This is a genomic window from Brevundimonas sp. TWP1-3 (assembly GCF_049896085.1).
Lineage (GTDB): Bacteria > Pseudomonadota > Alphaproteobacteria > Caulobacterales > Caulobacteraceae > Brevundimonas.
The window spans coordinates 469,661-492,419 of record NZ_JAFCTP010000002.1 but is presented as its reverse complement, the minus strand read 5'-3'; the positions used below and the strand labels follow the sequence as shown (position 1 = coordinate 492,419).

18 protein-coding genes are annotated in these 22,759 nt (G+C 63.6%); 8 read left to right on the top strand and 10 right to left on the bottom strand.

Going from position 1 to position 22,759, the window contains the following annotated elements:
• The first annotated feature begins 234 nt into the window (after window positions 1–234).
• On the top strand, window positions 235–5,277 hold the full coding sequence (locus tag ACP693_RS14275) for a PAS domain S-box protein (RefSeq protein WP_426020373.1): 5,043 nt from the start codon (window positions 235–237) through the stop codon (window positions 5,275–5,277).
• A 559-nt stretch (window positions 5,278–5,836) separates the two neighbouring features.
• On the opposite strand, the gene ACP693_RS14270 is transcribed toward ACP693_RS14275, so the two are convergent.
• A complete protein-coding gene (locus tag ACP693_RS14270; protein ID WP_426020372.1) occupies window positions 5,837–7,021 on the bottom strand; it encodes a GAF domain-containing sensor histidine kinase in 1,185 nt (394 codons plus the stop codon).
• 411 nt (window positions 7,022–7,432) lie between these two features.
• Between ACP693_RS14270 and ACP693_RS14265 the strand changes: the two genes are divergently transcribed.
• Window positions 7,433–7,597: a hypothetical protein gene (locus ACP693_RS14265; RefSeq protein ID WP_426020371.1), complete on the top strand. Its 165-nt coding sequence runs from the start codon at window positions 7,433–7,435 to the stop codon at window positions 7,595–7,597.
• A gap of 175 nt (window positions 7,598–7,772) precedes the next feature.
• Here the strand turns inward: ACP693_RS14265 and ACP693_RS14260 are convergent, their stop codons facing one another.
• The 3 genes from ACP693_RS14260 to ACP693_RS14250 all read right to left on the bottom strand — a co-directional run bounded on the left by ACP693_RS14260 (window position 7,773) and on the right by ACP693_RS14250 (window position 10,296).
• Window positions 7,773–8,297 (bottom strand): DUF4402 domain-containing protein, encoded by a 525-nt coding sequence (locus ACP693_RS14260; RefSeq protein WP_426020370.1) that lies wholly within the window; start codon window positions 8,295–8,297, stop codon window positions 7,773–7,775.
• Window positions 8,298–8,512: 215 nt separating this feature from the next.
• Entirely contained in the window at window positions 8,513–9,610 is a 1,098-nt protein-coding gene (locus tag ACP693_RS14255; protein WP_426020369.1) for an ATP-binding protein, read from the bottom strand.
• Window positions 9,607–10,296 carry a response regulator gene (locus ACP693_RS14250; RefSeq protein WP_426020368.1) on the bottom strand — a complete coding sequence of 230 codons (690 nt, stop codon included), beginning with the start codon at window positions 10,294–10,296 and terminating at the stop codon, window positions 9,607–9,609. The genes ACP693_RS14255 and ACP693_RS14250 overlap by 4 nt, the downstream gene beginning before the upstream one ends.
• 236 nt (window positions 10,297–10,532) lie before the next feature.
• On the opposite strand from ACP693_RS14250, the gene ACP693_RS14245 reads away from it, so the two are divergent.
• The 4 genes from ACP693_RS14245 to ACP693_RS14230 all read left to right on the top strand — a co-directional run bounded on the left by ACP693_RS14245 (window position 10,533) and on the right by ACP693_RS14230 (window position 16,519).
• Window positions 10,533–11,492: a hypothetical protein gene (locus ACP693_RS14245; RefSeq protein WP_426020367.1), complete on the top strand. Its 960-nt coding sequence runs from the start codon at window positions 10,533–10,535 to the stop codon at window positions 11,490–11,492.
• Between the two features lie 957 nt (window positions 11,493–12,449).
• On the top strand, window positions 12,450–13,898 hold the full coding sequence (locus ACP693_RS14240; protein WP_426020366.1) for a fibronectin type III domain-containing protein: 1,449 nt from the start codon (window positions 12,450–12,452) through the stop codon (window positions 13,896–13,898).
• Window positions 13,899–14,613: 715 nt separating this feature from the next.
• Window positions 14,614–14,877 carry a hypothetical protein gene (locus ACP693_RS14235; protein ID WP_426020365.1) on the top strand — a complete coding sequence of 88 codons (264 nt, stop codon included), beginning with the start codon at window positions 14,614–14,616 and terminating at the stop codon, window positions 14,875–14,877.
• Window positions 14,878–14,986: 109 nt separating this feature from the next.
• Window positions 14,987–16,519 (top strand): phospholipase D-like domain-containing protein, encoded by a 1,533-nt coding sequence (locus tag ACP693_RS14230; protein ID WP_426020364.1) that lies wholly within the window; start codon window positions 14,987–14,989, stop codon window positions 16,517–16,519.
• 374 nt (window positions 16,520–16,893) lie between these two features.
• Here ACP693_RS14230 and ACP693_RS14225 read toward each other — a convergent pair whose 3' ends face one another.
• Together ACP693_RS14225 and ACP693_RS14220 are read right to left on the bottom strand one after the other, a co-directional pair.
• Window positions 16,894–17,400, bottom strand: a complete 507-nt coding sequence (locus tag ACP693_RS14225; protein WP_426020363.1) for a BLUF domain-containing protein — start codon at window positions 17,398–17,400, stop codon at window positions 16,894–16,896.
• A 232-nt stretch (window positions 17,401–17,632) separates the two neighbouring features.
• Complete coding sequence (locus ACP693_RS14220) at window positions 17,633–18,085, bottom strand: response regulator (RefSeq protein ID WP_426020362.1); 453 nt, start codon at window positions 18,083–18,085, stop codon at window positions 17,633–17,635.
• Between the two features lie 210 nt (window positions 18,086–18,295).
• On the opposite strand from ACP693_RS14220, the gene ACP693_RS14215 reads away from it, so the two are divergent.
• Window positions 18,296–18,628, top strand: coding sequence for a hypothetical protein (locus tag ACP693_RS14215; RefSeq protein ID WP_426020361.1), 333 nt, complete (start codon window positions 18,296–18,298; stop codon window positions 18,626–18,628).
• Between the two features lie 131 nt (window positions 18,629–18,759).
• Here ACP693_RS14215 and ACP693_RS14210 read toward each other — a convergent pair whose 3' ends face one another.
• Both ACP693_RS14210 and ACP693_RS14205 read right to left on the bottom strand, forming a co-directional pair.
• On the bottom strand, window positions 18,760–19,812 hold the full coding sequence (locus ACP693_RS14210) for a serine hydrolase domain-containing protein (RefSeq protein ID WP_426020360.1): 1,053 nt from the start codon (window positions 19,810–19,812) through the stop codon (window positions 18,760–18,762).
• A gap of 231 nt (window positions 19,813–20,043) precedes the next feature.
• The gene (locus ACP693_RS14205) at window positions 20,044–20,721 is read right to left on the bottom strand and encodes a Crp/Fnr family transcriptional regulator (RefSeq protein ID WP_426020359.1); all 678 of its coding nucleotides are present in this window, start codon (window positions 20,719–20,721) and stop codon (window positions 20,044–20,046) included.
• 382 nt (window positions 20,722–21,103) lie between these two features.
• Here ACP693_RS14205 and ACP693_RS14200 point away from each other — a divergent pair, with 382 nt between their 5' ends.
• A complete protein-coding gene (locus ACP693_RS14200; protein WP_426020358.1) occupies window positions 21,104–21,262 on the top strand; it encodes a hypothetical protein in 159 nt (52 codons plus the stop codon).
• Between the two features lie 104 nt (window positions 21,263–21,366).
• Here the strand turns inward: ACP693_RS14200 and ACP693_RS14195 are convergent, their stop codons facing one another.
• Both ACP693_RS14195 and ACP693_RS14190 read right to left on the bottom strand, forming a co-directional pair.
• On the bottom strand, window positions 21,367–22,026 hold the full coding sequence (locus tag ACP693_RS14195) for an HPP family protein (protein WP_426020357.1): 660 nt from the start codon (window positions 22,024–22,026) through the stop codon (window positions 21,367–21,369).
• A 481-nt stretch (window positions 22,027–22,507) separates the two neighbouring features.
• Window positions 22,508–22,669 (bottom strand): hypothetical protein, encoded by a 162-nt coding sequence (locus ACP693_RS14190; protein ID WP_426020356.1) that lies wholly within the window; start codon window positions 22,667–22,669, stop codon window positions 22,508–22,510.
• Between the last annotated feature and the right edge of the window lie 90 nt (window positions 22,670–22,759).

Here is a 22,759-nt window from a genome sequence, read left to right as displayed (position 1 = left end):
GTGACGTTGACGCGGGTTTGTTACGCGGCAGGATGTCTGTCTGAGTTTGGCGCCAAGCAGACCCAACCGGCAGGACGCTGACGCTGCCTACGAACGTCGATTGAACCCTTTCAAGCTTCGCCGCGTTTGCGCACGATGGAGGCGACCTTTGTCGCCAAGGCTGGGGGCTCACCACTGTCTGACGCGCCAAGGAGTAATGGCCTAGGAGAAGCTTTTTCTCCGGGGGCTGGTGAGATGGCCGAACGCGTGCGGCGTCACGACTGGGCCTCGACGCCGCTGGGCCCGAGTCACGCATGGCCGCAAAGTCTGCGCACGGCGGTCGCGCTGTTGATTGCCTCTCCTGTCCCCATCGTCCTGCTGTGGGGCGAGCACGGCGTGATGATCTACAATGACGCCTATTCGGTCTTCGCTGGCGGCCGCCACCCGCACCTGCTGGGGTCCAATGTGCGGGAGGGTTGGCCCGAGGTCGCAGACTTCAACGACAACGTCATGAAGGTCGGCCTGGCCGGAGGGACCCTGGCCTACAAGGATCAGGAACTGACGCTCAGCCGCCATGGTCGACCTGAACAGGTCTTCATGAATCTCGATTACTCGCCTGTGCCGGACGAATCCGGACGTCCGGCCGGCGTGCTGGCGGTGGTGATCGAAACAACGGGCCGGGTCGTCGCCGAACGGCAGGCGGCGGCCGAACAAGCGCGCCAGCGGGCGATGCTGCGGCAGATGCCTGGCTTCGCCGCCGTTTTAACAGGGCCGGAACATCGGTTCGACTACGTCAATGACGCCTATGTGGAACTGGCGGGACAACGGCAGTTCTTGGGTCGCACGGTGCGCGAGGTTTTTCCCGAGCTGGACGGCCAGGGCTTCTACGAGCTGCTGGACGGAGTCTACCGCACGGGTGAGGCTTACCGGGGGGAAGCCACGGCCGTTCAGCTTGCCGAAGGTCGGGGCGAGCGGTTCGTCGACCTGCTCTACGAACCGGTCCGCGATACGAGCGGGGCCATTACGGGCATCTTCGCCGGCGGTTACGACGTCACCGAAGCCGTTCGCAGCGCGGCGGCGTTGGCGGACAGCGAGTCTCGATACCGCACCTTGTTCGAGAACGTTCAGACCGGCTTCTGCATCATACATATAAAGTTCGACGAGGGCGCTCGGGCGGTCGATTACTTGATCGTCGAGGGCAACGCCGCCTTCGAGGACATGACGGGCCTAAAGGACGCGGCGGGCAAGTGGGTCAGCGAGATCGCCCCCGGCTTGGAGCAGCACTGGTTCGACCTGTATGGCCGGGTGGCCCGGACCGGCGAACCAGCGCGGTTCGAAAACCAGGCCGAAGTCTTCGGGCGGTGGTACGATGTGGAGGCTTTGCGCATCGGAGCGCCAGATGCGCATCGTGTCGCCGTGCTGTTCAACGACATCAGCGCCCGCAAACAGCTGGAAGCTCGACAGGCCGCCCTCATCGAGCTCGATCAGGCCTTGTCGCACGAAACCGATCCGCATCGGGTCGTACAGACGTCATCCCGGCTTCTGGCCAAGGCGCTGCGCGCCTATCGCGCCGGATATGGAGAAGTCGATTCGGAGGCCGAAACCATCGTCGTCGCGGACGACTGGGTTCAGGAGGGCGGCGAGAGCGTCGCCGGTCCCCACAGCTTCCGCACTTACGGCACCTATATCGAACAAACGCTTCAGGGCCTGCCCGTTGCGATTGCGGACGTCACCGTCGACCCTCGCACCGCGGCGGACCCCGGCGCCCTGCTAGCCTACCAGATCCGCGCCCTTTTGGACGTCCCGGTCATGGAGAACGACCGAATGGTCGCCCAGGTCCTGGTCCATTCCGACATGCCCCGGTCGTGGACGGCCGACGATGTCCACCTTGCGCGAGCCTTCGCCGAACGCACCCGCGCGGTGGCGACTCGCCGCAAGGCCCAGCAGGAAATCCACACGGCTCAGCGACGACAGAGCGTGCTCCTGGGACTGAACGACGCCGTTCGCGACCTGACCGATCCCGACGAAATTGCGCATGCGTCCTCACGAATTCTGGCCGAGGCGCTGGGGGTGAGCCGTGTCGGCTATGGGGTGATGGACACCGTCGCCGAGACCGTCACCATCGCGCGCGATTACAACGCCCCGGGCGTTGCGAGCATCGCCGGGATGATCCACTTCCGGGACTTCGGTTCCTACGTTGAAGAGCTGGTGCGCGGGCAGACGGTCGTCTTCGCAGACGCCGCCAACGACCCCCGCGTCCAGGATGGCGGGGTCGCGCTGGCCGGTATCTGCGCCACCGCCCTGATCAACATGCCCTTGATCGAACAGGGCGAGGTCGTGGCCCTGCTGTTCGTCAACAACGCCGCGCCGAGGATCTGGACTGACGAGGATGTGGCTCTGGTTCGCGAGGTCGCCGAACGGGTCCGTACGGCCAGCGAACGCGCGCGGGTCGCGACTTCGCTCCGGGAGAGCGAGCGAAGGCTGCGCTTCCTCGATGAACTCGCGCGCGGAACCCAGCCCCTCACCGACGCCGACGCCATCCTGGCGACCACGACCCGGATGACGGCGGAACACCTTGGCGTCGCCAACTGCGCCTATGCCGATATGGACGAGGACGAGGACGGCTTCACCATTCGAGGCGACTGGGCGGAGCCTGGCGCCCGCAGCATTGTGGGCCACTACCGATTGGCGGATTTCGGCCAGTTGGCGGTGCAGGAGCTGGGCGCGGGACGGCCGCTGATCATCAACGACAATCTCAAGGAGATCGCACCCGAAGAAGCATCGACCTTCCAAGCCCTCGGTATCTCCGCCACCATCTGCATGCCTCTGGTCAAGGAAGGTCGGTTGACGGCCCTGATGGCCATCCACGCGGCCCAACCCCATGTCTGGACAGACTATGAACTGGCCCTAATCCGGGAAGTGACGGAACGGTCGTGGGCTCACATCGAGCGGGTCCGGTCTCTCGCCGAACAGCGGGAAAGCGAGGCCCGATACCGCACGCTGTTCGACACCGTGGATGAGGGGTTCTGCATCATCGAGTTCGTCGATGGTCCGCACGGCCCCTTGAGCGACTATTTGCATGTGGAGACCAACCCGGCGGCGGCCGTCCAGGTCGGTCTGAGCGGGGTCGCCGGCCGAACCATCCGGGAGCTGGCGCCGAACGAGGCGCCGGACTGGGTCGACCTGTACAAGCGGGTGCTCGATACGGGCGAGCCTGCGCGCGTAGAAAGAGCGTTCGAGGCCACCGATCGCTGGCTGGAAGTCGCCGCGTTCAGGATCGAGCCGCCGACGCGCAATCAGGTCGCCGTTCTGTTCAAGGACCTGACCTCGCGCCGGACGGCGGAGACGGCGCTGCGCGAAAGCGAGGCGCAATTCCGGGCTTTCGCCCAGGCGGTTCCCAATCACGTCTGGGCCAGCCGGCCGGACGGCGGCCTCTATTGGTTCAATGAACAGGTCTATGCCTATACCGGGTTATCCGAGGGCGACATCGACGGCGCCGAGGGCTGGGGCAAGATCGTCCACCCCGACGATTTCGCGGCAGCCGCAGAGACGTGGGGGCGAGCGCTGTCGAGCGGCGAACGCTACAGCACTGAGTTCCGCATCCGCGCCGCCGACGGACGCTGGCGCTGGTTCGTCGTTCAGGCGGAGCCGGTGCGCGACGAGGGCGGCCGGATCATCAACTGGGTCGGCGCCAACAGCGACATCGACGACATCCGCCGCCAGGGCGAGGAACTGGAGGCGCTGAACGCTCAACTGGAGTTCCTCCTGGAGGGCAGCACGGCGGAGCGGGACCTTCTGTGGGACCTGAGCCCCGACCTGCTCACAGTGGTCAACTTTGAAGGAAGGCTTGAGCGGATCAACCCATCCTGGTCACGGGTTCTGGGCTGGGACGAGGCGACCTTGCTGTCCCGGCCCTATGCCGAAATCCTTCACCCCGATGAGGTGGAGCCGATCGGCGACCTTCTGGCGGCTATGAAGGCGGATGGACAGCCGAGGCTGCTCGAGGACCGCCTGCGGACAGCCACCGGAGAATGGCGCAGCTTCGTCTGGACCTTGTCGCCGGAGCCGGGCGGCGAACGTCTCTACGGCGTCGGCCGCGACGTCACAGAGGATCGGGCCCGCGAACAGCAACTGGCGACCGCCCAGGAAGCTTTGCGCCAGTCGCAAAAGATGGAGGCGGTGGGCCAACTTACGGGCGGCATTGCTCACGACTTCAACAACCTGCTGGCCGGCATATCGGGGGCGTTGGAGCTGCTGTCGAAACGCCTGTCCGAGGGCCGGCTGAATGGGATGGAACGCTATATCGATGCGGCGCAGGACTCGGCTAAGCGGGCGGCGTCGCTGACGCAGCGGCTTCTCGCCTTTTCGCGCCGCCAGACGCTGGACCCCAAACCCACCGATGTGAACCGTCTGATCAACGGCATGGAGGACCTCATACGCCGCACAGTTGGCCCCGCGGTTGAGGTCGAGGTCGTCGGCGCCGGCGGTCTTTGGGCGACGAAGATCGATCAGTCGCAGCTCGAGAACGCGCTTTTGAACCTGTGCATCAACGCCCGCGACGCCATGGCGCCGGGCGGCGGGCGGCTGACCATCGAAACCTCGAACAAGTGGCTCGATGACCGCGCGGCCAAGGCTCGCGAGCTGGCGCCGGGGCAGTATGTGTCGCTTTGCGTCACAGACACCGGGACGGGGATGCCGCCCGAGGTCCAGGCTCAGGCTTTCGACCCCTTCTTCACCACCAAACCCCTGGGCCAGGGCACGGGCCTCGGCCTGTCGATGATCCACGGTTTCGTACGCCAGTCGGGCGGCCAGGTGCGGATCTATTCCGAGATCGGCCAGGGCACGACCATGTGCCTGTATCTACCCCGCCATCAAGGCGGAGTGGAGGAGGGTGACGAGGTCTCCGGAACCCCGGTGACCGAAGGCGGGCACGGCGAGACGGTGCTGATCATTGACGACGAGGCGACGGTGCGGATGCTCGTTGCCGAGGTGCTGGGCGAAGCCGGCTATAGTGTCATCGAGGCCCCGGACGGTCCCTCGGGCCTGGATATACTCCGCTCGAGCCGTCGTATCGATCTTCTGATTTCCGACGTCGGGCTGCCCGGCGGAATGAACGGGCGCCAGGTGGCGGACGCCGCGCGCGTAGATCGGCCAGAGCTGAAGGTGCTCTTCATTACCGGCTATGCGGAGAATGCAGCCGTCGGCAACGGCCTGCTGGCGCCCGGCATGGAAGTCCTGACCAAGCCCTTCGTGATGGGGGACCTCGCCGCCAAGGTCCACGACATGATCGAACGCTGAGGCGGCGTTATCAGGCCCGTCCGGATAACTCGACCGCCCATCGGTTCAGCGGGCGGGCCTTCAGCTCCCCGCCGGATGTCTGACTTCCGCGCGGATGCGAATGTCTGCTTCTGGCTCATTTGAGACGTTCGAAAGGTCAGCTTCATCGAGGCAGCCTCGGTTCGAGGCTGCCCTTTTTCAAAGCAGACGCGTGCAGCGCTAGGGAGTTGACGGACATTTCACCTGCGACGTCGCGCGTGCTCGGCAGCCAATGTTGCAATGATGCGGAGGTCGCCTGGATTTACGTCCAGAGGCTCGTGCATTTGCGAGAGTGCGTAGGTGATGTCGTCGTCGTTGATTGAGAATGTTGGTGCTGTCGCGACTTGGACGACCCTCGGGTAGGCCAGTAGCCCTCCATCATCTCGTAGGTCACACGACCCCAGAGCATCGCGCCGTTTTCGTCCATCAAGCGGGTAAAAGAGGCATGCGTTTCGTCGTCGGCGATGCCTTCCTGATGGTCGATGCAGCCATCTAGAGTGAGGTTGATGGGAAAAGTCAGAAGTCCCATGAGGCTATCGGTCTACCCCTGGGTTTCGCTGATCTTCATTGTGAAGCGCGTCTCGGCATCGTCTGAAATGACGGTCAGCGACCCGCCATGTGCTTCCGCAATCTTCGATGCGATAAACAAGCCCAGGCCCAGACCTCCCGATGTCTTATCGACACTAGCGCGGGTGAAAGGTTTGAACAGGTTGGGAAGAGCTTCAGGCGGGATCGCCTTTCCGCCGTTAGAAACCGAAAGCGTAAATTCGCCCTTTGTCGCGGCGGCGCGGACCTCCACGGGATGAGCCGCCGATCCGTGCGTCACCGCGTTGCCGAGCAGGTTTGATAGCAATTGGCCTATGCGTTCCGGATCGCTCGCAACTGGGTGATCGATGGAAACGAATGCACGAATCGTGCGGTCAGGGTGGGATTGCTGAAGCTCGCTAATAACCTGCTCAATGGCGGGTTTGAGTTCGTTCTCCCCGGCCATCGCCATAGAGAGTCCGCCGCCCAGGTGACCGCGCGCGAAGTCCAGCACGTCTTCGATCAGACGGCTAATTCTCATAATGCTAGCGCCCATCTGGGTCACCACCATGCGGTCTCGATCGGATAGATCGGATCGCCCAATGAGTTTCAGTCCGGCTGCGATCGACGCAACCGGGTTTCGCAGATCGTGGCCTAGGATTGCGATGAACTGGTCGCGAAGCTCTGATTCTCGACGTTGGGCTTCAAGGTCGGACGACTGGGCGTCAAACTTGTCTGCCGCATCAAGGTGGAATGCTATCAACTCTGCAAACAGTCGGAACATCTCTTTGGTCTCGTCGGACGAGACTTGGCGCGGTTCCGGATCGATTGCGCAGAGCGTGCCGAACATCTCTCCGTTGGCGCGGATAATCGGAAAAGAGATGTAGCTTCTCAACCCGTATATGCGCGGCGTGTGGTGATCGGCGTATACGGGATGGGCTTGGGCATCGTCAAAGACGACCGGGACGTGGCTGTCGCGGATTTCATCGCAGATCGTAGTTCCGAGGTCGAGTTCGCCACCCGGTTCGAGACCGAAATTCACGTCGTCTTTGACCGCGCAGGCAATCCACTTCTTGTCAGTTACGCGCGCGACCGCAGCAAAACGCATGCCTGTTGTCCGACAGACAACCTCAAGAATGCCTGTAATGGCAGTGATTGAATTGACCAGATCGACGTCGGACTGAACGGCGGGGTCGATCACATCGGGGCCATTCTTGCACATCCGCCCACACTAGCCGGCGAGCTATACCGTGGGAAGAGAGCGGAGTGCCGACTGTTCAGTTACCAAACAGCGGCAGGAGGTTGTGATGTTCGCTTTCAAAGCAGTTGAACCGTGACTGTGTATGGGAAGCTGTGAACCCCCGACGCGGCTCCGCCCTGTAAAACGACGTCCATGCTCAGATTAAAGCTGACCGTTGAAAGCAGACCAATCGCATTGAGATCGAAAACGATTATCTGGGCGTCAGCGGGCGGAGCCCCGGTTCGATACGTCCCGCCTCTGAGGCCGGAGACGCGGAACTTCGATATGGCGACTGGATCAGCGCTCGCGGGGGCGATTGTGATGCGGACCGGCCTGAGGGCGCACAGGCCGCCTAAGTTGAGCAGCCCGCAGTTGAAGGAGACCGTCGGCACGGTCACCGAACTGTTCGACAACCGGATCGCATCACCGCTGAGACGGCTTACCGCACCTGTATTGCTGATGGAAAACGTCGTCGCGCTGGAGCCGCGAATGGTGGTGCCGAGGGAGGGTGCGGTACGAGGCGACAAGCTCACTTGAGCTTGAGCGCCAGAAGCGACGCTCAGAACAGCGACTGCACAGACCAGCCAAAGCCAACGCACGACCATTTTGACGCCCACGCAACTGTAGAAGTTTCCCTCCCCGATGTTACCGCCAGACTCCCTCCGGACGGCGCGACACATCCGCCCATCGCGATGACAGCCTAAGTTCGAGCTTAGTTGTAGGCGGCCGAGACAGTGAATGTGCCGGTGTATGCGCCCGTCGCTGTGCTCGCGCCGATGGGAACAGAGCCGCCGACACTGAAGGCCAGCGAGCCGGCGGACCCAAGGGCGTTCGACAAGGTCTGGCTAGCGACTGAACCCGTCAGGCTGTTCGAGGTCGTGACGACCACGGCGTCCGTGCTGTTGGCCATCGAGAAGGACGCCGGGACGGTGATCGAGACCGACTGGCCGCCTTCGCCGGCGACAGAGAAGGCTGCAGCGGCCGGCGCATCGCCTGACGCAAGGCCGACGACGCCACCTGCGACCGAACGCGCGCCGGCGGCGCTGATTACGGCCGCGCCTGATCCCGTCGCCGGGCGAACCACGGTGCCGAACTTCAGGTCGGCGGTCTTGGTAAGGGTCAGAGGGCGGATCACGGTGATCGAGCCCGAACCGGTGGTGGAGGAATTCGACTGCGCCAAAGACGGCGACGCAAATGCGATCAGAACAAGAGCGGCAGCAGCGGCAATCATCTTCATGGCTATTCTCCAAGCAGTAATCTGGCGTCGCCGCCGGTCTGAGTGACGAGATCTGCCCGGTTTCGACCTGAGTCGAGCAAGTGTCTGCCTAAAACGAGGCAAATCGAACTAAAGTTATCCGCACAGGCCGTTTTCTTCGGGGGTAGGCAGCTTATCCTCATTCGCTGAACAGGAACGCACTTCTCTCGTGCCGTAAGGTTCGCTCCGCCGAATCATCATTCAGCGCTACCTACGAGTTGGCCGTGAGCTCGAGGGAGCTGGCCCAGGATGGGGATGCGGATCTCAACCCGCGAGCCTCGGCCAGCTCCGGTGATGTAGTGCGCCGAGCCGCGGTGGGCCTCGGCGATGACGCGTACGACGGCCAAGCCGAGACCCGTGCCGCCTGCGTCGCCTGAACCGTGCTTGAAGGCGGTGAAGACGGACTGGCTCATGGCGTCGGGCAGGCCGGGGCCGCTGTCCTCGACGGCGATGACGGCGAAGTGGTCATCGGCCGTCACGCTGACGGCGACAGGGCCGGGATCGGCGTGCCGACGAACGTTTTCGAGCAAAGCCAGAACGGCCTGCTGAATACGGTCGCCGTCGCAGACGACCGGGGTGGACGGCGTCGTCCAGGTGATGGGGTAACCCTCGGCCTCAGCTTCGGCGCCGACCAGGGCGCGGACGTCTTCCAGCCGTTCGCCGAGGTCCTGCGGCGTCAGGCGCAGTTGCAGGCGGCCGCTGTCGGCCAAGCTGACCACACGCAGATCCTCGATCAGGCGGCCCAGGGCATCGACCGGCTTGAGCAGGGTCAGGAACATCTCGCGGTCCAGTGGAAGGACGCCGTCGGCGGCGGCTTGCAGACGGCCTTTCACGATGGTGACGGGCGTTCGCAACTCATGGGCGATGGAGGCGTTCCAGGTCGTCATGTCGGCGGCCAGAGTGTCCAGCCGCTGAGCCATCAGGTTGAAGTCGTCCACCAGGTCGGCGGTCTCGGACATGGAGCGGTCGCCGGCTACGGCGCGGGCAGACAGGTCGCCGTCGGCGATGGCGCGGGCGGCGCCGGACAGGGAGGCGAGAGGCAGAACGATGCGTCGGGCCAGTTGCAATCCGGCGAAGGCGGCGCCGATCAGGGCCAGGACTGCGGCTGAGGCCAGGGCGACATAGTCCACCGGCTGCGGATGCCAGGCCTGGGGCGAGGCCACCGCATCGGGATAGTTCTCGAATACCCAGCCGTAGAGCGCAAAGGCGCCAGCCGCGCTGAGGCCCAGCACGGCCAGGGTGACCAGGGCCATACGCACGGCGATGCGGGGACCTAGGGCGCGCGCGGCCCTCATGGCATGGCTTCCAGGCGATAGCCCACGCCGCGCACCCCCACGAGGACGTCGTCGCCGCCGGCCTTGCGTAGCTTGAGCCGCAGCTTGCTGAGATGGCTGTCCACCGTCCGGTCCAGCACCTCGTCGCCCTTCAGGCAGGCATCGGCCAGCTCGGCGCGCGAGAAGACGCGCATCGGATAGCGGGCCATGTGGGCCAGCATGCGGAACTCGGTCAGGGTCAGGGGAATGCGTTGCGGCCCCTCGGCCCCTCGCCACTGGACAATGTGGGCCTCGAGATCGATCTCAAGCGGCCCTAGGCGAATGACGCCGCCCTGGCCCGAGCCGCCGCTGCGCCGCAGGATGGCCTGGGCGCGGGCCACGACCTCGACCGGATTGAAGGGTTTGACGACATAGTCGTCGGCCCCGATGCGGAGCGCCTGAAGCTTGTCGATGTCCTGGTCCAGCGCGGTGATCATGATGACAGGCGTCTCTCCCCTGCGCCTCAGTTCGCCCAGCACGCTCCAACCATCGACGCGCGGCATGCGCACGTCCAGCAGCACCAGGTCGGGCCGAAGGGCGGCGTGCAGGTCCAGCGCGATCTGGCCGTCCATGGCGCGCACGGTGCGAAACCCTTCGCGCACGAAATAGGCGTCGAGCACGGCGGCGATCTCGGGCTCGTCTTCGGCGATGATGACCAAGGCGCTCATTGGGTCTCCACGACATCGCCCGGTGAAGAGCGGCGGTCCAGCCTAGATGGGGTGTCTCCATGATTTCTCCATGAAGTCCACACGAACGCCCCACGGCGACGTGCGAAGCGGCGTCGATCCCGAAGCCGATTTTGAGAGCCGATGAAATTCACCGCCCACCAGATCTTCGTCGCCGCCATGACCGCCGTGAACGTTGCAGTGCTCGCCGCCTGTGGCGCGTTCATCGTGGCCATGCTGTGAGCCGCGCAAGCCTGCGCTGGGCGCGGATCGCGGCGGCGGCGAGCTTGATCGCGCTGGCCATGGGGTGCGCCAAGCCGGCCGAACCGCCTGCGCCGCCACCGCCCCCGCCGCCCTCGATCCGACTGGACGACAGCGTGGCGCAGGCGGCGTCGGTCTATCTGGTCTTCATGCGCGACGCAGCGACGTTCGACGGCGGTTTCGCCGACGCCGATGCAGTTCAGGCGGCGTTGCAGCGAGGCGCGACCTATAACGCCGACCAGTTGGCGCGCGGTCTGGTGGCCTATGGCGCGGTGCTGGCGATGCAGTCCCCAGACTTCGTCGCGGGCGTGCGGGCCTATGCGGCCGATCCTGAGCAAAGACGCGAGATCCTGGACCGACTGGCGGCCGACCCCGCCTATGCCGCGACCTTTCCCGGCGCCGATGCGGCGGCGGGTCTGATCGTCGAGGTCATGGAAGAGGCCGCCGTCGCCATCGAGGCCGCGTCGGACCGGGTCGAGGGTGACGCCTATACGATCCAGGAGCGCAACGATCCCCGCCGTCGCTGGGCAGGTCAGCCCGTGGCCGATCGGCCGGGCCGGCTGGAGCGGGCGAAACTGGCGTCTGAGACGTCTCGACCGGCGTCCGAGGACGAGAGCGCCCTGTTGCTGATGGCCGCCCATGCCGAGCCGTCTCGCACGCCCGCCTCGCTTCGAACGGCGCCCTATACGCCGGCGGTGACTCGGTCATTGAGCATCGCCGCCCGGGCCTTGCTGGGCGAAAGCGTGGCGGATGACGGGAGTGACGGCGTGTTGCAGGATCCGAACGCGACCTTCTGCCTGCAGATGTCCAAGCTGAACCTGTTCCAGTGCCTGGCCGCGGCCAAGCCCAGCTATGAGGACATGTTCTGCATCGGTCGGCACGTGGTCAGGGACCTGGCCGACTGCACGCGCACGGCCGTCAGTCTTGCATCGAGATGAACCCAGACGGACGACGCTATGAGGCGTCCATCTCAGCGTGACGCCGATGGGCGGGGCGAAGGGGGGCACGGCTTGCGCGTTGGGCAGACGGACGGGGTCGCTGCGGGCTAATGTGTTGGCTAGGTGTCGAACAGACTGGCGACGAACGCGGTGCCCGTTTATGGCGAGGTTGCACGCGGAGAGCCAGTCGGCCCGTGCCATACTCGTCCCTGCTGTGCTGCGGCCCGTCGAATGTCGACCGGACGAGCCGATGTCGGACAGCATTGAGCGCGCGGGGATGTCGCCGGTGCCTGTAGCGCGTTCCGCCCTGTCGGCGACCAAGCTATCGTCCGCTCGCGGGTTGAGGAGGAAAGCCCGCGTTCCGGTTCGTAAAACCTTCCAAAGCGCGTTGCTGTCTCGGACGTCGATCACCGCGGCTTGCGCGCCGCGCCGCTCTCAATCGGGCTTTTCCTAGTCGTCGTGCAAAAACCGCTGTCACAGAGAGATTTTTCATTTAGGACCGTCTGTTCCAGCGCCGAACTGACATGGCCCGTGGCTCCCCTGCCTCTCGCATCCCACGACTCATTGCGATCGAAGTGGCCATCTCGACCCTGCGATTAGCTGGCTTACTGCCTTTGGTTGATCGCGCCTGGTATTCGCCGCGTTTCTCGCCTTCGTCTATGGTGTAGACCATCAAGGCGTGTCCGAACTGCGCGCACGGTTATGCGGCGGCGGACGTAGAGTCTGATTGGCCTTCGCGACGAAGGCGCGAGCGAGGCTGGGCATTTTGACGCAGCGTGTAGAAGGTCACCGCGTCGGGCAGGTCCTGTCGCATTTGCGTAGCGCTTGCGGGTTAGACGGCGAAGGCCTTGCGACGATGGCACGCCCCCAGCCAAGCAGACGCCTCATCATATACAGTCCTGTCAGCGGCTGTCTGCGTCCCGGCGCAGGCCGTCCCCAAATGGAGCCGTTTCCAAGATGCGCATTCCGAAACGATACGCTTTGACCGCCCTTGGAGCCATGCTGGCCTGCACGCTTATCGTCGAGGCGGCGTCCGCACAGGTCGTCGCTCCGCCCGACCCCGATCCGCTTCCGCCACCCGCCCATGCGCCGAGCGGTCGATGGGCAGCGAAGGGGTGGGCGGATCGGATCGTCTTGAGCCCCGCCGCCGACGCAGCAAGAGGCGCAGCCGTGGCCTGGCGTACGGACACCCGTCAGACGCTCGCACAAGCTCAGATCGCGCAAGAGATCGATGGGCCGCTTTTAGACTTCACCACGCGCGAAGTAGCTGGAACCACTTCGCCGATAGAAAACGAGAACGGTCAGGCTCATTATCATCAAGTTCGATTTGAAGGGCTGGAGCCGGATACGCGTTATGTCTATCGCGTTCGAGCTGCGGACGGATGGAGCGAGTGGCTGCCTTTCCGCACCGCGTCGGCCGGGTTCGCACCGTTTCGGTTTATCTATCTGGGCGACACCCAAAATGACATCCTTGAGATCGGGTCGCGCGTCATCCGCTCATCGCTGAAAGAAGCCGGTCCGGCGGCCTTGATAGTCCACGCCGGTGATCTGGTGGCCCAGCGCGAGACCAAGGTCCACGACGACGAATGGGGCGAATGGACCGAGGCTGGCGGTCGCGCCTTCGCCATGACGCCGCAGTTGCCCGCGACGGGCAACCATGAATACGTCGATCAAATCCTGCCAGACGGGTCGGAATCGCGACGTCTTGGCCCGCACTGGGCGCTCCAGTTCGCGCTTCCTGGCAACGGCGCGCCGGGCGTGGAGAAGACCAGCTATTACATCGACTATCAGGGTGTGCGGTTTATCGTATTGGACGGCACGGCCGCCATCGACCTCGGAGCTTCAGGAAGCCAGACGCGCTGGCTGGACGAGACGCTCGCCACCAGCACTGCCCGCTGGAACGTGGCCTTGTTTCACCAGCCAATCTACACATGCGCTCGGCCCGAGGACACTGAGGAACTGAAGGCGGCATGGAAGCCGATCTTCGATTCTCGTCGGGTAGACCTCGTGCTGCAGGGGCATGACCACTGTTACGGCCGGGTGTCCAATCCCGCCGGGGCCGAGGCCTCGCGCGTCGACAGCGCCGCCGGACGGCCGCAGGGTCCGGTCTATGTCGTCTCAGTCACCGGCTCGAAGATGTACGGTCTCAATGACCGCGCGGATACACAACCCGTGCGCGCCGCTGAGAACACCGAGCTCTATCAGTTGATCGATGTCGAAGCAGAGCGGTTGAACTTCCGCGCCTTCACCGCAACGGGCCGACTTTACGACGCATTCACCCTGGTGAAGGGCGAGGACGGCTTGAACCGCCTGATCGAGACAGAGGAAACGGTTCTCGCGGCGCGTCGCTGCGACGGCGCGGCCGGGCCAGACGATCGACCCTGCACAGCTGAGATCAAGGACTGAGGCAGTGGCGCGGGCGGCACCGTTCATCGACGACGCCAAGTGTCGGGAGCACTTGGAAGCCAGGGATTTGTGCTGGGTCCCTCCGGCTCTGGGCGGCTGTCCCGGATGGCCAACATGGTGACGCAGCTAATGGCCGCGAAGCCGCTTTATTGGATCCGCGATCACACGCGAGGTCGGTGATCTGGACGGCATACTTGAGCAGTAGGCTTGCCTCCTCATCGCAGGCGATAGCATCTATCCTATACTAGGCTTCGCTCGCCCGGGTATTCCGACGCTGAACAACCAACGGTTTTTCCAGATGGGCCATCAGGTCGCTAGGGCAATCGCCATATCTAATCCGGCGCTTCAGGAAACGCGTGATTCTAGCCGCCTTGGCGAAAGAGATGTTTTTATCATACGTAGGCACCAGACAGTACGCTTGGCTGGTCGATGCCTGGTGAGAGTGATCGACTCGAACCGTCTTAGTCTATCGGCCAGAAAGCCGACTTTCGAGCGCACTTAATGTCATGTTTGCGGCCGTCGTTGAGTGACCGCTTCTGGCGCGATGCAAAAATTGGTGGCTTCCTAGCTGTGACGTTCGGGCGACCTGCCGCTAGACGCTCGACCCTACCAAGCCGGGTGAGAAATGTCTGTCGCCATCGGCAGGCCTTCGCCTTAGCCTGACGGCGCTGCAATCGAAGGCGGATCAGCCGCCGTCAGCAAGAGGAAACACACAATGCGCATCCTGTACATCGCCGCTGCGGCCGCCTTGGCCTTGGCAGCCTGCTCCGAGCGGACCGAGGAAAACGCCGCCGCCACTGCGGAAAACGCCGGCGACACGGTCGCCTCGGCGGCCAGCGACACAGCCGCGAATGCGGACGCCGCCGCCGACACGACCGCGGCTGCGGCCCGGGACGCGGCAGCCAACGCCGACGCTGCCGCCGATACCGCGGCGCGCAAGACCGATGCGGCGGCCGACGCCGCGGCCCGGACCGAGTAAGACAAACGTCGCGACGCTCCCGATGCATTTCGGGCGCGTCGCTTCACCCTCGAGATGATGTAAGCAGTGCGACCGGCTCACGGGGCGATTTCTGTCGGGAGACGTCGACATGCTGGAAGTCGGGACCACCTGCTGGCGCGCCGAAGTCGCGCCCCGCGCCGCGCTCCTGGTGGACATGGAACCTTACCTGGCCGCCGCGAAGGCGGCGATGAGCCAGGCGAGTCGGTCCATCCACTTCCTGAACTGGGCCTTTGATCCCGACACTGTCCTCGATCACGAGCCGATGGACGGTTCGGGTCCGCAAACGATCGGCTGCTTCCTCAGAGATCTGTCCGAGGCCCGGCCGGACCTCGAGATCCGGATCCTGTGCTGGAAGTCGCCCGTGGCCGTGGCGGCCACCCAACGGTTCTTTCCCTGGCGCAGCCGTCGCTTCTTCGCCAACACGCGCGTCGATTTTCGTCTGGACGGAACCTTGCCGCCGGGCGCTTCCCACCACCAGAAGGTCATCGTCATCGACGACGCCGTGGCCTTCTGCGGCAGTTGCGACATCGGCCCCGACCGCTGGGATAGCCCCGAACATCTTCACCCTGACCCGCGTCGCGGGAAGACCGCCAAAGGAATGCCCTGCTACGATTGCCGCCATGAGGTCATGGCGATGGTCGACGGTCCGCCGGCGGCCATTCTGGGTGATCTTTTCCGCGAGCGGTGGGCGAGGGCGACCGGAGAGATGCTCGCCACCCAAGCTGCAACCGTGTCCGACGTCTGGCCGGCCGACGTGACGCCTGATCTAGAAAACGTCGAGATCGGCGTGTCACGAACCCAGGCCCCGTGGAAAGATTTTCCGGAGTTGAGGGAGGGCGAGGCGGCCACCTTGGCCGCGATCGCTTCGGCCAGGACGACCCTCTACATCGAGAACCAGTATTTCACCTCTCCCATCGTGGCGGAGGCCATCGCCCAGCGGCTCGACGAAGCCAACGGCCCGGAAGTGATCCTGGTGTCGACCCGGCATTCGCCAAGCTGGTTTGACCAGATGACCATGGACAAGACGCGCTCGGCGTTTCTCAAACGGCTGGAGGACGCGGACCGGCATGGGCGGTTCAGCGCCTATAGCCCTGTCACCCGCAATGGCCGGATCATTATCGTGCACGCCAAGCTCGCCGTCGTCGACGACCGGTTCGTCCGCATCGGGTCCAGCAACGTCAACAACCGATCTCAGGGCTTCGATAGCGAATGCGACCTGACCCTAGATGCGGGGTCGGGCCCTGAAGCGGCGGGAGGGGCGTGTGTCGGCGTGTTTCGTAGCCGGCTGATTGCGCACTGGCTGGGGTGCGATGAGATGCAGGTCAGCCGGGCAATCATGGCCCACGGCGGCATCGGCGCTGGCATCGAGCATCTGCGGGACGAAGGTTTGGATCGTCTGCGTCCGCTTCGGTCACGCAGTCACGGCGCCTTCTCCCGGTTCGTCGCCGAACACCACCTGGGAGATCCAATCTCGGCAGCTGACAGCCTGCGACCGTGGCGCCGACCGGCGCAGATGCGACACAAGCTTGCCGCCGCGGCCCATCGGCTGGTCCGCGCGGACATTCCCGCGCCGGAAGTGCCGCTCAGCGGTTCGGTCGAACTGGGCCTCGGTCAGGAGTAGCCCTCGGCGCAAGCGATAGCCCACTTTTCAAGCCTACTGGGCAGTCGCGCGAAACCAAGGTTCAGTGGCTATGGATTAGGAAATTGGCGTTCCGCAAGACCGCAGCGCTCTGACACGGGCAGGCCGGGCAAAATGGCCGCAAGTTCGCAGCATAAGGGCACGATGTGGCGCTTGGCAACGCCCGCATGCTCGCCGCGTTTGCCCGCTGAATCCGCACCTCTCACCAAGTCCGATACTCTCCAAACGTCTGCTTTCAGCAGTGACGGCGGACGGGCCGCAAGACTTGGCGGCTACAACCGGCCATTTGAGTTTGCGCTTATCGTCGAGGCTGCGAAAAGGCAGGTGGATTTTGGAAAATTGGTTAGCCTATCGGTCTACAGAATTCCGTAGAGACTCCCGGGCCGCTTGGTGAGTTCTAAGAGGACGCTGACGACCTGAGCCCCGGTCCCTGTTTCGTTTATGATACGGAACGACTGCTCTTTCAGAGGCGTTCGATCGGGGATCGCCATCACCCAAGCCTCAAACAACCGCCCAGGAGCAGGCCACCTGCCGAGGATGACGATGTCGTCGTGACGGGGGTCTGCGGCAACTCGGGCCATCAAGGCGTCGATCGCCACGGCAGGCCCTTCGACCACGTGGGTGAAATGACATCGGGTTGGGCAAGGCCGCCGGTAATGCGATCGCGTTTGTGGTTTCGTCGTGAGACCTCGAAGATGGCCTTCACAGTCGTTGTATCGTCTGGCGCCACGAGCGACCGGCTCCTGTAAACCAGCCTCGTAAGTGTCTTGGGCATCCCGGTCCTTCCAGCACGACCGAGCGCCACGATCTGCGACGCCATGCGTGCGTCGATCGCACCCGGATAGAAACCCAAGCGGCGTCATTAGTTGCCGTTATGTATTGAGGGATCTGAACTCTGCGCCTAAGCGACCTCGCCATAAGTCGCTATGACCTGCGATAGTTGTCAGCCAAGGCGGGACCAACGCGGGCGCCGGAATTATTCACGGCAAGCCGGCACGTCATTTTTTTTGGACTGCGGAGCCCTTATTTTTGACAGGCCCTGACGCGCTGTTGGCGAAGCGCTGCCTCAAGCCTTCTTGGGTCGGAACCCTACGCCTAGTTTGCTGCCGCAAACTCGAAAACATCTTCGTCGAACACCTCGAGGCCCATAGGCTTCGGCCGTGAAGCGTTCCCCTGAAGGCGAGCCAGCAGGTAGTCGACGGCACGCACCATGTCTGCGGCGTCGTAAGGCTTCGGCAGCGAGGCGATCGCAACCGTCCGCGCTGATCGTGCGCGGCTGACCTGGCCGCTAATCAGCAGGACCGGTATGCCCAAGGTCTTAAGAGCATCGGCCAGCTCGACACCGTCGTCCCCATCAGCGAGGTCAATATTGACCAGCGCCAGATTTGGAGCGCGGCCTTTGGCGACTTCGAGCGCGTCGGCGGTTCGGTCTGTCAGATCGAGGATGTGATATCCGGCATCTTCCAGCTCGTCCTTGAGGACGGTCGCGATGAGTACATCGTCTTCAACGATCAGTAGGCGGTTACTCGCGCGCAATGGAGTCATCATCTTCCCTTAGGCGGCAGCAACGACTGGACTTAGCGTCACGCGCTCCCTCACAGTCGGCGCCTTCCCCTCAAGACGTCAGGTTCTACAAGGTTCCGCCGAGGGGTTTTTCCATCCTTCGGGATCGAACATCGCCGATAGCGCCGATGGGGGGTAAGCTAGGGGTGGAAAGCCAAGATTGACGCGCGGCCTGCCCGACAATAGGCCGGGAGAATGAACGCCGCGACCGCCCTTCTTCTCCATGGATGCGCCGGAGCGGCGCTTACGCTGCTGTCCACCTTCGTCGGCGCGCGTTCCATCACCGTCGTTGATCCGGAAATCATGGGCTGTGAACACGGCTGCAATGTTGTCGCCACAGGATGGCCCCTGACATTCGTCAGCGACTACCTCGGCATGTCCGTGGTGAACACCGCCGATATAACCGAGGTGTGGTTCGCTGCTGATCGGTTCGATTGGCGGATGTTTCTCATCAACGCAGCTGTCTGGACCCTGGCTTCTCTGGCTGCGCACGCCGGTCTCCTGTGGTGGCGGGCGGCGCGGCGGTAGTCGGATCCGCTCATCTGGTTCGCGTCCGCAAGGGTGGGAAGCGGACTGCAGCCAATGCGCGCTCGCATTACCAAGCTGTTTCGAAACGCCGGTGGACGACGGCCCACGTTTCCGGCCCAACCGAACAAGACTTACGAGATGGCGCGGCGAAGGTGTTGGATAAATCCCTTGTCTGCGTTCGTCAGTTGAAGAACGGGCAAAACAGCCTTCCATCCATTGCTGCTGTTTGTGAACAGGACCAGTCCCTTGCCCGCATCGAGTTCGAAATAGGCGAAGGTGAAGGTTCCCTCATCCATCCCGGTGTGCATCAAGACCCGCCGACCGTCGATCAAGACGCTTTCCCAACCTAGGCCAAAGCCGTCCTCGGACGCACAAACTGTTGCCGCATCAGTCGCGCACGCCGGCCCCGGGCGCGCCGTCTGAATCGTCTGACGTTCTCGGTACAGCTCTGGCGTCAGACCTTGCTGGTTCAGTACCCCGATCATGAAGTGCGCGTAGTCGGTCGGCGTCGTGATCAGATCGTCAGAGGCCACATAGTTCTCAGCGATCTGCGGACTCAACGCTGTCGTGTCCGCATCGTAGGGTACGGCCAGACGCCCGCTAAACCAGGAACGCCGGGTGTAGGCCGTATCCTTCATGCCGCTTGGGGCGAAGACGAGCGCTTGCGCCAGTTCTTCGAAAGGCGTGCCGGTTTTGCGTTCGATAAACCGCGCGAGCCATTCAAAACCTTCCCCTGAGTAGCCGAAGGCCTCTCCCGGTTCGCGATCAAACTTGAGGACTCCCCCGTCGTCTGCTCGCCAGTTCGGCAATCCCGTCCTGTGGCTCATCACAAGGCGGGGCGTCAGCCGAGAGGCCCGGGGATCTTCCGCCAAGTCCGGATCGATCCAGTAGGGGGACATGGCTTCGTCGAGCCCGATACGCCCCGTCGCGATGAGCCGCATAGCGACTTCCGCACTGACCGGTTTCGCCAAGGACGCGACGTTGTAGAGCGTATTCGAAGTCGCAGCTTGGCCAGGCGAGGCTTGTCCCCAAGCCTGAGTGTAAACCATGCGCCCCTCCTCAAGAACTGCGACCGAGAGGCTGGCGATGTTCAGTCGTGCGAGTAGTCCAGGCGCTTGAGATTCTAAAGAGGCGGCGATGGGAGCCGCCGCGACCGCAGACTCGGCATGGTGCGACTGCGCCATTGTCGGACTCGTCGCCAACCACACCCCGATCGCCAACATCGTGCCCGCACGCATCATGCTTCCCAGAGCCTCCGCCGCCGACATGGCGGCAGCGACATGTGCTTTCGCTTGATCCGATGTCGCAAGTTAAGCTTACGCAATGTCAGTTCTGGACGACGAGCCCGCCGCCTGGGTCACGCCCGCAGGTCCGCGATGGTGGCAAACGGACGCTGTGGAGAAATGCGGAACCGTTCAGTGCGCTCGATTACACGAGCAGGCCATAACTTTGAGAACGGCGCGATCAGCAATCGTAACCCGGCCTCTCAACTTGCCGCGGACGGCTCCCGCCGTTCTGAGGGCGATCATGGCTTCGTTGACGGTGGAGCGTCGAACGCCGAGCAGACCGGCGAGGTCTTCTTGTGTGAATGTGAAGCTTGCCTGCCCGGTGCGCTCTTGCAGGGTCAGGAGCCAGCGCGCGACGCGCGGCAAAGCCGCATGAAAAGTCGCGCAGATCGCGAGGTTGTGAGCTTCAACTTGGTTAGCGTGCGTGGCCTTCAGGAGCTGTGTCGCGAACTCGGGACTGCTGGCGGCGAGCGTGCGTACGGTGTGAGCCGGAACCGTCCACACGACCCCTGGGACCTGGACGATGGCGTCCCAGCCTAAGGGTTCGACGGCCATGAAGGCCGCCAGCCCTGTGACACCTTCTCGGCCAACCGAACTGACGGCGAGGCTCTCGCCCGTGTCAAATCGCATGATGTTTGCGATTTGCGCGGATACCGGGAAGTGGATGACGTCGACGACGTCGCCTGCGTGGAAGAGGACCTCGGAGTACGCGACCTCGCGACGTGCGAGTGCGGGCCGAAGAACGTCCTGATCGGGCGCGCTCATCCCGCTGAACAGCCAGTTGTTGACGAGGATTGTCTCAGGCATTTGCGCCTCCGGGGAGCGGAACGAAAATCGTTCGCCAGCCGGTGCTCAAAAGCGGGTGACCCCGACCTATGCGATGCATTTCACGCCGACACCACTCAATCCTCGATTTCGGCTTGGGATTGGTTCCGATCCGGGGCCTTCTTGAGGAGCACGTTAGTCTCCAGATAGTGATCGGTCGGGGTCGATGCAGCTACGGCGGAAAGCTGGCATGCGGTCACCGCAAGGCAACACGCCTCGCCTCGTCTTCTGCGCTGGGGGAGGTTTGCATTGACAGGCTGGTGCTGCCTGCCCTTGGCTTTGGCAGCGGTCGTCGTGGCCTACCTCGGATTTAAATCTGGAGAGGCTTTCGCGACATGGCCGCTGCTTTGGGTGGGCATGCTGATTGGCGCTGGCGAAATCTTTGCGCTGGCTGCCGGGCTGGGTTTTTGGGGTGGTCGGCGAGCGCAGTCAGGCCGGGGCGACTAAGGCGGGTGGCTTGCCTGCTAACGAACAGCAGACGCCCACCGAAAGTTTGCTTCTGAAAGAAAATGTTCGTTTTTGACTCATTTGAGACGTTCGAAAGGTCCGCTTCATCGAGGCAGCCTCGGTTCGAGGCTGCCCTTCTTCAAAGCAGACGCGTGCAGCGTTAAGGAGTTGACGGACGTTTCACCTGCGACGTCGCGCGTGCTCGGCAGCCAATGTTGCAATGATGCGGAGGTCGCCTGGATTTACGTCCAGAGGCTCGTGCATTTGCGAGAGTGCGTAGGCGATGTCGTCGTCGTTGATTGAGAATGTTGGTGCTGTCGCGACTTGGACGACCCTCGGGTAACGGTGCCCCGAGAAGCGGTGGAAGAGCCAGGCGAAGCCAATCAAAAACGCGGCGTTGAGCGCGACCGGCAAAAAAGGAAACAACCACGTCGCCGCTGGTGCGCCGACGCCGGCGAGCACCGGGATCAGAGCCGTTCCCCCGCCTGGCGGATGTAGACAGCGAAGAAGCGACATCATCGCGATGGCCGCTCCGACCGCGATTCCTGCACTGAGCATGGGGTCGTCGAGCAGGTGGGCGACCGCCACGCCGACGGCGGCCGAAACAACATTGCCGCCGAGCACAGGCCAAGGCTGTGCAAGAGGGCTTGCGGGAACGGCGAAGACGAGAACGGCGGAGGCTCCCATCGATGCGACCATCATTAAGGACGCTGGGCCTTCCGATCCCAGCATCCACCGAGTGGCGAGACCGGTCGCCGCGATCCCGATCATGGCTGCGATGCACGCGACAACACGATCGATGATCGTCGTGCCGGGCAGGATGGGTCGGAATAACTGCATGGCGACTTCCTGCGCGATCGTGGGCGTTTCACACAGGGATTGCCCGTCTGCAATGCTTGACCTCGGTCATTGCGAAGGTGCTGAAGCAGAACCTCGAAACCCAAGCACGGGACCGACCTATTGGTCATCGGCTTAGGTGGAAAGCGGACCGTCGGCGTGCCTCTCCCCATCGCGATGAAACGCATGTCTGGTCAGGTGGCGGCTGTGGCGGTTATCGTCAACGGTTGCGGGCCCGCGACTGCCGGGGCTGCGAGCCAGTCGAAGCTCCGCGGTGGAGGCGTCCATCGTCGGAAGCGATCATGCCTGCGCCCATTGGGGATTCAGACAGGCGCGCCAGCCGCCCAACCTGACCCGACAAGGTTCGGCCCGCCCCGGAGCCACTGAAGGTTCGGAACGGGCCTGTCCGGATGTTTCCTCCCGGATACCTTTTAGATAACGCGAGTCGTTCAACCCGCAAGCCTGCGCTGAGGGATGATCAGGCCTACGCGAACGTCTGGCTGATCAACTGATCGGTCAGTTCGAGGTGAACCTCCAGGGCGGCAAGGGCTTCCGTCCGCGCTCGCTCGGCCGCTGCCCGGTCGCCTGACGTCAAGTGCGCCCCAAACTCGGTGATCTTGGCGGCGACTAGTTGCTCAGCCCCCATAGCGCGCCGCTCCAGCGTCCCGTCGTCATCGCAACCCCCGTCGCTGTAATGCGGCCCGGCCGAATGTGTCCTCGCCCAGCCGGGCCGCGT